Annotated in this window: 10 protein-coding genes; 4 read left to right on the top strand and 6 right to left on the bottom strand. The window is 53.6% G+C overall.

Features of this window, described 5'->3' with window-relative positions; translation table 11 throughout:
* Positions 1-29 precede the first annotated feature (29 nt).
* Positions 30-953: a hypothetical protein gene (locus FVQ81_00910; protein MBW7995136.1), complete on the top strand. Its 924-nt coding sequence runs from the start codon at positions 30-32 to the stop codon at positions 951-953.
* Positions 954-1,071: 118 nt separating this feature from the next.
* Here FVQ81_00910 and FVQ81_00905 read toward each other — a convergent pair whose 3' ends face one another.
* The gene (locus tag FVQ81_00905) at positions 1,072-2,463 is read right to left on the bottom strand and encodes a hypothetical protein (protein MBW7995135.1); all 1,392 of its coding nucleotides are present in this window, start codon (positions 2,461-2,463) and stop codon (positions 1,072-1,074) included.
* Between the two features lie 12 nt (positions 2,464-2,475).
* Here FVQ81_00905 and FVQ81_00900 point away from each other — a divergent pair, with 12 nt between their 5' ends.
* Entirely contained in the window at positions 2,476-2,703 is a 228-nt protein-coding gene (locus FVQ81_00900; protein MBW7995134.1) for a hypothetical protein, read from the top strand.
* 125 nt (positions 2,704-2,828) lie between these two features.
* On the top strand, positions 2,829-5,108 hold the full coding sequence (locus FVQ81_00895; protein ID MBW7995133.1) for a tetratricopeptide repeat protein: 2,280 nt from the start codon (positions 2,829-2,831) through the stop codon (positions 5,106-5,108).
* A gap of 220 nt (positions 5,109-5,328) precedes the next feature.
* Here FVQ81_00895 and FVQ81_00890 read toward each other — a convergent pair whose 3' ends face one another.
* The 4 genes from FVQ81_00890 to FVQ81_00875 form a co-directional block, all read right to left on the bottom strand.
* A complete protein-coding gene (locus tag FVQ81_00890; GenBank protein MBW7995132.1) occupies positions 5,329-7,110 on the bottom strand; it encodes a beta-lactamase family protein in 1,782 nt (593 codons plus the stop codon).
* A gap of 88 nt (positions 7,111-7,198) precedes the next feature.
* On the bottom strand, positions 7,199-8,161 hold the full coding sequence (locus FVQ81_00885) for a hypothetical protein (protein MBW7995131.1): 963 nt from the start codon (positions 8,159-8,161) through the stop codon (positions 7,199-7,201).
* Between the two features lie 14 nt (positions 8,162-8,175).
* Positions 8,176-9,042 (bottom strand): hypothetical protein, encoded by an 867-nt coding sequence (locus FVQ81_00880; GenBank protein ID MBW7995130.1) that lies wholly within the window; start codon positions 9,040-9,042, stop codon positions 8,176-8,178.
* Positions 9,043-9,475: 433 nt separating this feature from the next.
* Positions 9,476-10,459: an IS110 family transposase gene (locus FVQ81_00875; GenBank protein MBW7995129.1), complete on the bottom strand. Its 984-nt coding sequence runs from the start codon at positions 10,457-10,459 to the stop codon at positions 9,476-9,478.
* Between the two features lie 529 nt (positions 10,460-10,988).
* On the opposite strand from FVQ81_00875, the gene FVQ81_00870 reads away from it, so the two are divergent.
* Complete coding sequence (locus FVQ81_00870) at positions 10,989-12,374, top strand: glycoside hydrolase family 10 (protein MBW7995128.1); 1,386 nt, start codon at positions 10,989-10,991, stop codon at positions 12,372-12,374.
* On the opposite strand, the gene FVQ81_00865 is transcribed toward FVQ81_00870, so the two are convergent.
* Positions 12,358-12,537: a hypothetical protein gene (locus FVQ81_00865; protein ID MBW7995127.1), complete on the bottom strand. Its 180-nt coding sequence runs from the start codon at positions 12,535-12,537 to the stop codon at positions 12,358-12,360. The two genes, FVQ81_00870 and FVQ81_00865, sit on opposite strands and share 17 nt — an antisense overlap.
* Positions 12,538-12,677 lie beyond the last annotated feature (140 nt).

Below are 12,677 nucleotides of genomic sequence, written 5' to 3'. Positions count from 1 at the left end.
AGGATCACTATTTGATGGAGAGATGAGAAATGGGTAAGAATCTCAATCGCCGCTGCTTTATGGGCAAATCTCTGGCAGTGTCCAGCGGACTGCTGGCCGGTCTCGGTTACGAGCACCAGGCTCTGCTGGGGCAGCTTGTCAACAGGGACGAGTACGGGAAGAAGAAGGAGCCGGTTAAGGGACTGCAAAAAGGTAAATTCGGCGAGCTCGAAGTATCGAGACTAATTATCGGAGGAAATTTGATCAGTGGCTCGGCACATTCTGGCGGCCTGCTCTACCAGTCGGCACTTATGACCCGTTATTTTACTCACGAGAAAATAATGGAGACCTGGGCTCTGGCCGAGGAGAACGGGATCAACACTACTCTGATGAGATGCGACCCGCATATCATCAAAAATTACAGCATTTATCGGAAGGAAAAAGGTGGTAAGCTGCATTGGATAGCCCAAAGCGCCCCGGAACAGGGAGATCCGGTTGAAAACGCCAAGATGGCCCGGGATAACGGCGCCTACGCAATCTACTATCACGGCGGGAAGTGTGACAGTAAAATCAGGGGGGGGAAAGTAGACGAGGTCGGCGAGATAGTCGAAGGCATGAAGAAAACCGGGATATTCGCCGGGATTGGAGGCCATCGCCTGGAGACTATCAAGGCCTGTGAGGAAGCCGGGCTGAATCCGGATTATTACATGTATACGGTGAACAAAGTGGGCTATTTATCCAGCGAGCCTGATGATATCGAATCTTTCATGAAGACGGTGAAAAAAACCTGGATCGGTTTCAAGGTTCTTGGTGCCGGCAGGGACAAACCGAAAGAAAGCTTCGTCCATGCTTTCGAAAGAGGGGCCGATTTTCTGGCGGTGGGGATGTTCGATTGGCAGGTCAGGGATGATGTGGCTATGGTGCAGGAAATGCTCGCAAATGGAGTCGAGAGGCAACGGCCCTGGATAGCTTGAAATAAGGGAGTTAAAGCTTGGTTAAATTATGGAGTATCTGATTACTCGCAACAGGACCTGCTGAAGACGGGGAAAATATAACGCATCTCAATGGTTTCCCTGGATGTTATTACTAGTTTCAGCCTTTTTTTCGGCCGAAACCGGTAATTACCGCCAAAATCATCAAAGGAAAGAGCACGATTCCGTAATAAACATGGGGCCAGATATCCGACCACGACAGGACAACGATAAAGTCGTACCTCTCGAGTAATTCTTTCTGTAAAGCGATTGTCAGAATGATGATTGCCGAATAGGGAAGCATGAAGGGGAATGAACAGGAGATTGTGTCGATGAGGTTCGCACTTCTGTAAGGATGGATTCCATGTCTCTTTCTTAACTTATTGACGAGTGGCCCGACAGTTATCATTGCGGTTGTGTTGCCCGGAACGCATAGGTTTGCGATCGAAACAAGTGTCACAATTGCGGTTTCGGCTCCGCGGACGGATTTGACTGCATTGCTTTCGAGCAGAGCCAGCAGCCTGTTGAAAAAACCGCCGCGTTCCATCAGTCCGTTTACCGTGATCAGCAGCATGGCAAGAATGACGATTGGAAGTATTGCCATTATTCCATCTACCATACTCCCGCCGAATGATCCTTCTCCAGAGAATTGAATCACCCGTTCCAGAGGAAAAACGCCGGTAAAGCTTCCTATAACCAGTGTCGAGAAAATACCCAGATTTATTGCCAGGAAAAAATGACAACCGAATATCATGCTGACTAGTACTATCAGTCCCGGGATTAACATTGGCAAGCCGGAGGGATCTGCCATCTCAGCCAGCAGTTTATTGGCTTCCAGCGTGTTGCTTGTAAAAGCGCTATCTCCATGAATGAAAAACAGCACACTGGCAATAAAAGCGGCACTCAGGGAGTACTTGAGCCTCGAACGAACTACTCCTCCGATGTCGGTTTCCTGAGTGGCTGCTGATATTATTGTCGTATCGGATATCGGCGCCAGGTTGTCGCCGAATGCCGCGCCGCTGATTATAGCCCCCATCAGGGGTCCCGGCGGCGCACCGAGGAGGATACCAGCCGGATAGATTACGGTAGTAAACCCGACTACAGTACCTAAAGCGCTGCCAACCGAAACGGTAAAGATCGCTGAGATGATAAAAGTGCACAGAACGAATACTATCCCGCCGAGACTCAGTTTCCATCCCAGCCAGACTATTGCTTCGGTCAACCCCGAATCTGCGAGGATTCCCGAGAATGCTCCTACCCAGAGCCAGCAGGTAACAGCTACACCGGTAACCCGGTTTGCTATCAGAGAAAAGATAGCTTCACTATAGTCCACCGGGCTCGAAGCGAATAGCATTCCCAGAGAGATACTGAGCATGGCCGTCACGATCATACTTTTGACATCCGCACTACCATTTAGAATGAGAAAAATAGTAGCGAGGATAAAAATTGCGATAGGAACTACACTCCCATAGGGACCGCCACGAAAACTGATATGGTTTATTTGTTGCGGCATTCGGAGCTCTTGTTGAAAGAAAGGAACGTGTTAACTCGACTACCTCGCCCCTGGGCCTCATTAAAAGACGAATTTAAAATCGTTTCAGCTAATGCTGTAAGAAAATATTACTCAGGACTTGGGGTATGCTACAGAGATAAAAACAGCTTGAAATTACATAATACAACATATTATCAACTATCCGCTGATTTACCAGTAAAAAAATACGCTGAGATTGATCAAACATTAACAGCGGGATAGGGATTGAGCGGTTAAAATATTATCATTTGCTGGCGGCCTGCTTCTCTAAAAACGAATAGTCCAAAAACAAGGTTACGCAATTATTCTTTTGACCAGGCAGAGCCCGGTTTTAATATTGACGATAAATGAGACGCTTTAAATTGAGGCTGAACGTGAAAAACATCTTCAAAAAGACCGGCTTGAAGTTCGCTCTGATAGTGTTCGGGATTATCCTGACTCTCCTGCTGGACTTTTTACTCGGAATGATCCCGGGGCTCGACATCAGCGAGGCGGAATCCGATCCATTCGTCGGTTTCAGCCGGTCGGTGCCGGTATTCGAAGGATACCGGGCCGAAAACGGAACGGAACGGCTGAGAACAGCTTACGAGAAACAGCGCTGGTTCAATCGGCAGGATTTTTCCCGCTGTAAACTTCCTGGTACTTTTCGCATTATTACCCTTGGCGGCTCCACCACCTACGGCAGACCGTACCGCCACGAAACATCCTTCTCCGCCTGGCTGGAAAAGGTCCTCGACCAAACCTGCGATCAACGACAATATGAAGTGATTAACGCCGGTGCAATCAGCTATGCCAGTTACCGCGTTAAAATCGTACTCGAGGAGATACTGGCCTTCGATCCCGACCTGGTTGTCATCTACACCGGCCACAATGAATTCCTGGAGCAACGGACCTATCCGAAATTACTCAACACTTCGCCCTTCATTTTCAGCCTGACTGGCCTCGCCCGCCGGACAAATTTCTACCGTTTAGCCGCCAAGATAAAGAATTCGCTGAAAAAAGCAGATAATAAAACCGCCGAATTACGCGCCGGAGCAGGGTTGCTGGCAGCGGAAGTGGAAACCCTTCTGGACCAGAGTGCTGGACTAGACCTCTATCAGCCGGATACGGTCTTTACTCAGGACGTTTATTCTCATTTCAGGTTCAACGTCCAGCGGATGATCGGGCTCTGCGCGAGATCCGGCGTGCCCCTGCTTTTCTGCCTCCCAGTGGACAATACCAGGGATTTTTCTCCGTTCAAAAGCTCCAACAATCCCGCTCTGCCCAGTACCAAGAGACTCAGTTTCAATAAGCTGCTGGCGACCGGAACCGCTCATGCGGATCGAGGTGAATTCGCTCGAGCTATCAAAACGCTCACCGGAGCCGTCGAGATCGACAGCCTCTATGCAGAAGCTCATTTTCGCCTGGGGAGGGTATTGCTCGTTACAGGCGACACCGCTGCCGCGGAAAAACATCTTCTGCTCGCCAGGGAACTGGACGTTTGCCCCCTGCGGGCTCCGGATCGGATAAGGCACATACTGGAAGAAGAGACCGCGGGTGGGAAAGCCCGCCTGCTCGATCTGCCGGAGCTTCTGCGGGTTTTGGAGCCTGGCGTACTGATCGGCAATGAATTATTACTGGACCACATTCATCCGAGCCCCCGTACCAATCTGACGATTGCCGTCGAGATTGCCCGCCGGCTGGCGGAGATGATTCCGGAGGTAAATCCAGCTGGGCTGGACAAACTGGACAGAGATGCGCTTTACGACAAGAGAATGGTTGAGCTGAGCGCCGACTATTTAGAACTAGGTCCTCTTAACCTGGCCAAAGTACTGGTCTGGGCGGGGAAATATCCCGAGGTACGGCGGATGCTGGGCGCCAACCCGGCGCTCCTGGAAAGAAACGGCGAGGCGCGATATCTGATGGGCGTGGTGCAAGAAAAAGGCGGAGATTTCGAATCCGCGGCCGGCTATTATGCAGGTGCACTGAAACTTTTGTCCGGCCATCGCAATAGCCTGACTTTCCTCGCCCGGCTATACGGACAAACCGAGCAACCGGAGCGGGCCGAAAATTTATACCGTCGTGCACTGGGGCTATACCCGGATGACATTTCCCTCCTGTGCAATTACGGTATCCTGTTGGCCAATCAGGGACTGTTCGACCGAGCGATGGATTGCTTCGACAGGGCCCTGAAGGTGAATTCAAATTCGACTTCGGTCCTCAATAATATTGGCCTGCTTCTGCTGATGAACAAGGAGCCGGACGAGGCTTTTACCTATTTCGAGAGGTCTCTGGCAATCATGCCAGGCGATCCGCAAGCCAATAATTACTCTGGGCTGATCTACCTGCTCCGCGGCAATTATCAGCAGTCCGAAAAAAGGCTGTTGCTGGCCCTAAGGGCGAATCCCGAGGATCCGTCGGTGCGGACGAATATTGGTAACCTTTACCGCAGAACCAACCGCTTGGCCGAGGCTGAGGAGCAATTCAAGCTGGCCCTCCTGCTGGATCAAAGTAAACCCGATCATTTCCTGAACCTGGCCCTGATCTACAGAGACCAGGGAAATGGGTCCCGGCTAATCGATGTCCTGCGCGAGGGATTGAAGAAATTTCCCGAGGACCATCGCCTGATTCAGTTATTGCAGAGATAATCCCTCAGGTAAACAGGTTTGTAGATTTTCTCCTTTCAAGTATAAGAAAAGCTCTGACCGGATTATCGTCAGGGCAGTAACTCAGGAGTTGCTGACATAAGCTGACACAGTATGACCAAAGGTTTTTAAGGTCGATGGATCGGCCTGCTGTCGACACAGTTCATGCCCAACGGCCACTATCCGCTGGACCGGCAATTCAGGACGCTGGCTTACCAGTCGTTTATCGATTGATTCCGCTTCTGTACCCCGGCTGGCGGAACTCTAGTTTTGCGAATTCGATTCTCAGGCTCGCCCAGGGATGGATCAACGTATATCCGGATACCCGGCCCCGCTTGTCGCGTCTGAATTTTATCTCAAAGAAGGCGAACCGGAAACTGTCCTCGGCCAACGCTACCAGAGGGTCGTTGCCGGTGATACCAGTCAGTTCCATCATGTAACGGCTCTTTATCGGCGATTTAAGCACCAGGCCCTGGTCCGCGGATTCTATCCTGTAAGTCGCTCTCAGGTCCTCGCTGTAGTATTCTCCGGCGTATTCTGCTCCCTTGCCGGAAATATCGTATTTCGAAAACTTGTACGGCGAGTCGTAATAGGTGGTAGTTTTCTCGCCGCTCCTCCACTCGATCCGCTCGACCACCCCCGCCCCGTCACGGAAAACCGACAGCGTGGCGTTGTCTCCCTCCGGAAAGAACTCGGTCGCCGAGAGCGGCAGCAGCTTGAATTTCCGGCTGCCGGGGAACCGCCCGGTCAGCATCTCATTTTCCAGCCGGAGCGACAATTTCCTTCCAGATTCCGTCACGTACTCACCGCTATAAACGTCGTAGAGTGACGGATCGGCCCCAACAGGGACTCTGGGGGCCGGGGCGCGGTCCCGTTCGGGGAGCTCCATGGCGTGCCATTGAGCCAGGCAGAGGTCCGCGATTTTATAGCACATTCTCCTGGGGCTGAAAGTATGGGTGTTGGACAGGCAGAGAACAGTCAAGCGCTGATCCGGGAAGCGCAGCATGTAGGCGAACGAGCCGGCCCAGTCCCCGTCGTGCCCCGCCGTTCTCAGCTCCCGGTACTCGCCGACCCACAGCCCCAGCCCATACTTGATCGCCTCTCCGTTGTTAAGTTCGCCCGCGTCTTCCATGCTGGCGGCCATCCCGGGCGGGCCGACATCCCCTGTGTAGAAATTCCGGTCCCATAGAAGCAGATCCCCCAGCGTGCTGTGAATGTTGCTGGAACCGGTAAACACCGGGTTGAAATAGTGCTCCATCAGCCAGCCGTCGCCCTCATCCGGGATATAGCCCAGTGCGCGGTTTTTGACCACCATCCGGCGGTCATCGAACACGCATGAGTTTTTCATCCCCAGGGGCTCGAATATTTCCCTGGAAACGAACCGTGAAAGCGGCATGCCGGAAACGCGCTCGATAATCAGTGACAGCAGGTTGTAAGCGGAGTTGCTGTAGACGAAATCCGATCCCGGCGCGAAAGCCAGGTTTTTCTGCCGGTAAATCAGTTCGAACAGCTCCTGCCTGGTGATGGCGTTTTCGAATGGGACGCCCTCCAGGGTCAGCAGCCAGACCCAGTCTCTGACACCGCTGGTATGGTTGAGCAGGCGTCTGATTTCGATTTTTGGGCCATAATCGGGGAACTCGGGGATGAATTTTCGGATATCGTCATCCAGCGCAAGCTGGTTTCTTTCGGCGAGAATCAGGATGCAGGCTGCGGTGAATTGCTTCGAGATCGACGCGATGTCGAAAACGGTGGCGGGAGTTACCGGAAGGCCGTAGTCCAGATTCGCCAGACCGTAGCCGCGCTCAAATGCAATCTGCTGGTCCTTGAAGACGGCCACCACGCAGCCCGGACCACCCGGTTCGAGCACTTCAGCGACCAGGCTGTCCACTTTCGCAGCCTGAATAAATGATGCTACGGGTTTACCGGATTCTGGTTTGTTGATGGAACAATAGGCGGTTAGTGCCAAACAGGCAGGCAGAAAAAATCCGATCATGTTCTTTATCATTTTTCACTCCGGACGGGGTGGCAGCGGGAATAATGCAAGTTTTACCGACATTCCCCATATTAAAATTGAAACTGTTGGAGACGGCTTTTTATTTTGGTTCGGCCTTCCAGGCCAGTGCCAGCTGCAGCAGGCCGTCGAAAGTGCCTTCGTGATAGAAGATTATCCCCCGGGCGGAAGTGCTGCCATGAGGCGGACAGTCACCGATTGCCGGGTCCGAATGGAAACAGGGGTTGCGCGGGTTGCAAAAGAGCACCTGGGTGGGGTCCCAGATCAGCCCCAGCCAGCGGGTACTGTCATCACTGGAGCGGATGGCAACCAGCGCCGGGTCTGCCACTTCGTCCACCATCCTGCCGGGGTGGTCCCCAATGAACCACCAGCCCACGTCTTCGATGGTGCGGATGTCAGGCCGTCCCCTGACGTTTATCCCCCAGACTATATTGCTCCTGACGTCGGTCCAGTCCCGGGCCGGGAATTTCCCGCTGAAGTGGGTTTCTTCGTGCAACTGCACGGCCCTGCCGTCAACGGGGAAGAAGGTCCGGGAGTGGCTGGTATCTCGGAAGGCGGTCATCCCGTCCGGGCGGCTGGGAGTGTTGATGGTGTTGTCCGGCTTGAAGCAGACCAGGGTGCGGATGTCTACGACCGGCTCATCGGTGGCGTTTTCGATTTCGATGGTCAGCCTGAGCGCCATTGAATCCGCCCTGGCCCGGGTCCGGAAGACCACTCCTTCGCGGGGGCTGCTTTCATACCAGGCTGCGCTGGAATCGGCGGCGAACTGCCAGGGGGAAGCCACCGCTGGGTCGGCGGCGTGGCTGGTGTTGGGCAGGTATTTTCCCCAGCAGTGTTCGGGCAGAGTTAACTGAGCGTAGCGTTGCCGGTCCCAGGGTGAATAGACAAAAAGATCGGTCCTGCCGTGTTCGCGAACCCCGGCAAAGGTCCCAAGTTTAATTCTTCCCGCGGAGCTCGCATTTGAATCGCTGTCAACCCGGGTGCAGCCGGCCAGCAGGCAGGCCAGGGCCAGCCAGGCCAAAATTGCCATCATCAGCCGTATCATGATTATTCTCCCTGTTAATTCCCACCGCTGTTTTCCGCTTCAGCCTTTGGCCCGAGATATACGGTGCTGATCACCAGGTCGTCGTACCAGCAGGTGTTGTCTTGCTGCGCCTGGTGAATATAGACTGCGAACCAGAAAAAATTGAGCCTCAATACGTCCGAATCCCGCCAGCGGAGGTTTTTCACGTGCAGCAGCTTTTTCCCGTCGATCCAGAAAGCCTGCTCGCCGTTCTTCTGGCCCGGGTCGTTCAGCCCGACCATCACCTCGTAGCAATACCACCGGCCGCGTTCAGGCACGAAAGGCACCTCCGGTAGAAGGTGGTTCGAGTAATGCACACTGTCGCGCCCCGGCTTCATTTCCGGCCAGGAACTGGCGAAACATAGCGCACCCGGCGGCGGGTATTTCTTCCAGTTGCGCCAGGGATCGAGCATTGTAGTGAAAAAGTCGGTGCCATTCGGCATGATCCCGGCTTTGCCGAACCCGGAGTATTTGTCATCGGTGCGGCTGCCGCCGATCATGGTCCAGTGCATGTGGTTGCCCTCGTCGAATTCGGGAGCGAATTTAGCGTACCAGCGGTAGTAGAGCCGGTCGTAGCCGGGCATGAACCAGCACTGCACCTGCGCCACCGAAGACTGGCCGTCGTTGGCCACAGCAGTCAACCGCAGGCTCCGCCGGCCGCTGAACACGTGCTCCGGGTTGGTTTCGTAGCCGCCGTGGGCTGGCGTGCGGATATTCACTTGGTTCCATTTGCCGGCCAGTTCACCGGACTCAAAATCATCGGCGAAAATTTTTCCCGCCTTCAGTATAGATGGATAGATAAACGCAGATAGAAGGAGGTAAAAAAAGCAGGCAGGAAAAAAATTCGATTCGAGACGGGCCATTGAGATTGTCCTGATAACTGGAAGTTTACAGCTGGTGTGTAACTTACAATTGTATGCCGTAAGGACAAGTTGAACATCCATGATAAGTATAGTCAAGGGGGAAACGGAGATTCCCCATACCCCCACGGATACGCTCCGGCGGTTTTTTTCATTTGCCAGCTGTTGTTTGCCGATCTTTTTTATCTTTTGTAAGGTCCGCAGGTCAAGCGACCAGACATCCATTTGCCATCTCAGGGGCATTTTCCCCTTCACGGAAGATTGAGTTTGGGTCAACCCGGCGTCCTCGAAACAGTTGGGAGTCATGCAGCCTTTTTCCGGCTCATGTAGTCCAACATTCTGCAAGGCACGCCGGGAAGATCGGTATAAAAACAGCTGTATGTGACGGGGCGTTAAACAGCCTGTTGCAGCGGCTCGAAATCGCTATTTCTTCAGATCAACGACCGAGCAGGTATTTAACCAGTTTGCGGGCCACGGCCAATGTGGCTTTGTTGTGGTTGCCACGGGCCAGTTCTTTTGCGTGAACCATAGCCAGTTGGTCGTTCCAGCGCGGAGCCAGCTTGGCCGCCTCGATCAGCATGGTTTGCAGGTGTTTATTACGCTTTTTTGAAATGGGGCCGCGATATTGTTTGCCCGCCGATTCATGCTGAGCACTGCACAGGCCGCAATAACTGATGGCCTGACGCGATAAACTGAAACGTGAGGCTTCCCCTATTTCCAGTACCCAGGTCAGAGCCAGCACTTCACCCACACCTTGAATGCTCATCAGACGTTCTACTCGCTGTCGAATCAGGTTGTTGCCTTTCAGCGTTTTAAGCAGTTTTTTCTGGATAGCGCTAAACAACTCAAGGTTGCTTCTGCTCAGCGCTAATAGCTCCTTTACCGATGTCGGCACATCTTCAATACGCTCAAGCAGGGAATTGAAATATCTTTTTCCATGAATGCGCCTTTTGTCGTAGGTCGCGCCCACTTCCATCAACAGGCCGGATATTTTGTTCTTCATCCCGACGGCGTTGCGTACGACCATGTTTCGGTAGCGCAGAATGCGTCTCAATTCACGGAACTCTGTCGGGGCCATATAGCACTCCGGCAGCAGGTTGACCCGCAGAAGATCGGCTATCTTCTCGGCATCGGCCCGGTCATTCTTTTTCTTGGCCGCCGTGATCGCTTTGAGCATCTCGGGATGGGCAACCTTCAGTTCCAAGGCATGAGGCTTCAGAAAATCATAGACCCAACCTGTGAACATGGTGGCTTCCATTGCACCTATCCAGTGGCCTGGTAACTCGGAAATCCATTCCAGCAAAGCCTTGCGCTCTGCCGATACCGCTCCCTGCCGGATCAGTACACCGTCTGAGCGTTTTACGCAATAAGCTATCGTTTTCTTGTGTATGTCCAGGCCAATGTAATAAATTGAATCCATGGGAGCCTCCTGGTGATAGTTGATTTCGCCACGGCAGTGTGCCGGTCCGACCGCTTGATCTTACAAGCTATCTGTATCACCGGAGGCTTCCGCTTGTTTCGAACACTTATGCATTCTAACAGTTGGTGATAAAAATTAAGGTGCACTTCTCTGTAATTGCAACAAAATTTTCCGTTTTCCTTTCCAAAGGTTAAAATCTTTCCTTGAACTGCTGCCCGCAAACGAGTCCGGTTTGATAAGTAGACCGAAGCCTCCACCGCCTGAATCTGCCCTAGTATCTCCTCCGGCATCTCTGCCAGAAAAGTTTTAAAATCGTCACGTGTGCCCCCCCCTCCCCCTGGTATGAACAGTGGGAGAATAGCCTCTTCTTTCTGCTTAGACCCGGAAAATCATTGATGTTCACGATGAGGACGGATAATTTTTCATAGAGACGATGGAAATCTCTCGCTTCAAGCTGAAAAAGATGAAAGTTGTCGCTCGGAATCGAAAAAGAAGGCGATCTTTTCCTGTTTCAATTTTGATATGGTGAATGTCGATTGAATACTCTGGAGTGAAGGAGACCGTTATGCGGATTTCATTTACATTGCTGCTGGCAACTTTGCTTTGTGTGGCAACCACTAAAGTTGCCCTTGCCATGGACGAGCCCTCGGCCGAAGTGGTCCGGGTCGAGCGCGAATTGATGCAGCAGGCCGAGCGTGACATCGAAAAGTACCGGAAAACTGATGCCCGGATCCGGTTTGTAGATGCAGAGGGCCAGCCGATTTCCGGCGTACGGGTCAGCATCAAGCAGCAGAATTCGCCGTTCCTGGTGGGCAGCATCATCTTTGACCAGATCCGCGAGGGCCAGCCCTACAACCCTGAAACCTACCGGGCGCGCTTTAAGGAGATCTTCAATTTCGCCATTTTCCCGTTTTACTGGGCGGCCTACGAGCCCGAACAGGGCAAACCCCTCTGGCGGCGGATGGAGCCGGTGCTGGAATGGTGCCTGACCAATGGGATCACCGCCAAAGGGCACCCGCTGGTCTGGACCGCCCCCAGCGGCAAACCAGCCTGGATTGAAAAATATTCGGACAGCGAGCAACTGGAATACCTGGCAGCCCGGGTAAAGAACGCCGTGGGCGGTTGGACCGGCCAGATAGATCTCTGGGACGTGGTCAACGAGGCGGTGAACACGCGGGCCTGGACGGACGACAGCAGCGGGGTCTGGATTGCCGTGGGGCCCGAGGTGAACGCCGGCCTGGTCGAGCAGGCGTTTGGCTGGGCCCACCAGGCCAACCCGGGTGCACACCTGGTGCTGAATGATTTCTACCAGATTACCAAAGAGGAAACCCGGGAGAATTTCTACCAACTGGTCAAGGAACTGCTGCGCCGGGGAGTGCCAATTTCAGGCCTGGGGATCCAGGCCCACGAACCGCGCCAGGAATGGTACCCGCCCCGCCAGGTGCTGAAAACCTACCGGCGGATTTCCGAACTGGGGCTGCCGCTGCACGTGACCGAGTTTACACCCCAATCCGGGGGTAAGCAGATCACCGGCGGCTGGCGTACCGGAGAATGGGACCTGGAGGCACAGAGCCAGTTTACCGAGCAGATGCTTACCCTGGCGTTTGCCCAGCCCGGCATGATGTCGTTTAACTTCTGGGGCTTTACCGACCGCAACGTCTGGCAGAAGGGCGGCGGCCTGCTGGATGAACGTTACCGGCCCAAGCCGGTCTACCACAAGGTCAAAGAACTGCTGCACGAAAAGTGGCGAACCAACCTGGAACTGACTGCCGATGCCGGGGGCGAGGTCAGCTTCCGGGCTTTTTTGGGAGATTACTTGATTGAACTGAGAATAGCCGGTGGCCGGGAAAAGGCATGGGATGTGAAGCTGCGGCGAGACGAACAGAACAGTTGGGTTTTTACGGTGGAGAAGTAGGCAGTGCCCCTGGCTGTTGATCCAGCGGGGGCCAGAGGTCGGTGCTCAGGTATTTGAGCCCGCTGTCGCAGAGCATCACGGCCACGGTACGTCCCCGGCAGGGACCTTCCAGCAGCTTGGCAGCGGCGGCCACGTTAGCGCCCGAGGAAATAAAGATAACCATCTGAACTTCGGATGACCTGCCCGCCGATAATTTCGAATATTGCCCACCATTTCTTCCAGCATTCAATCAAAGGGAATCCCCCGCAGCTTTGCTCCGGGGCTAACCGCCTCAGATCAGCTCTAGGGTGAACCCGCGTGTTC

It is taken from the genome of Candidatus Glassbacteria bacterium (assembly GCA_019456185.1).
Taxonomy (GTDB): Bacteria; Gemmatimonadota; Glassbacteria; order GWA2-58-10; family GWA2-58-10; genus JAJRTS01.
Note: the sequence above shows the minus strand (reverse complement) of the source record. Positions and strands in the feature narration are given on the sequence as shown.

What these genes read in the sequence shown, in the direction of transcription:
- FVQ81_00910 (MBW7995136.1), top strand. Translation starts at nt 30, where the DNA reads ATGGGTAAGAATCTCAATCGCCGCTGCTTTATGGGCAAATCTCTGGCA.
- FVQ81_00905 (MBW7995135.1), bottom strand. Translation starts at nt 2,463, where the DNA reads ATGCCGCAACAAATAAACCATATCAGTTTTCGTGGCGGTCCCTATGGG.
- FVQ81_00895 (MBW7995133.1), top strand. Translation starts at nt 2,829, where the DNA reads ATGAGACGCTTTAAATTGAGGCTGAACGTGAAAAACATCTTCAAAAAG.
- FVQ81_00890 (MBW7995132.1), bottom strand. Translation starts at nt 7,110, where the DNA reads ATGATAAAGAACATGATCGGATTTTTTCTGCCTGCCTGTTTGGCACTA.
- FVQ81_00885 (MBW7995131.1), bottom strand. Translation starts at nt 8,161, where the DNA reads ATGATACGGCTGATGATGGCAATTTTGGCCTGGCTGGCCCTGGCCTGC.
- FVQ81_00880 (MBW7995130.1), bottom strand. Translation starts at nt 9,042, where the DNA reads ATGGCCCGTCTCGAATCGAATTTTTTTCCTGCCTGCTTTTTTTACCTC.
- FVQ81_00875 (MBW7995129.1), bottom strand. Translation starts at nt 10,459, where the DNA reads ATGGATTCAATTTATTACATTGGCCTGGACATACACAAGAAAACGATA.
- FVQ81_00870 (MBW7995128.1), top strand. Translation starts at nt 10,989, where the DNA reads ATGTCGATTGAATACTCTGGAGTGAAGGAGACCGTTATGCGGATTTCA.
- FVQ81_00865 (MBW7995127.1), bottom strand. Translation starts at nt 12,537, where the DNA reads ATGGTTATCTTTATTTCCTCGGGCGCTAACGTGGCCGCCGCTGCCAAG.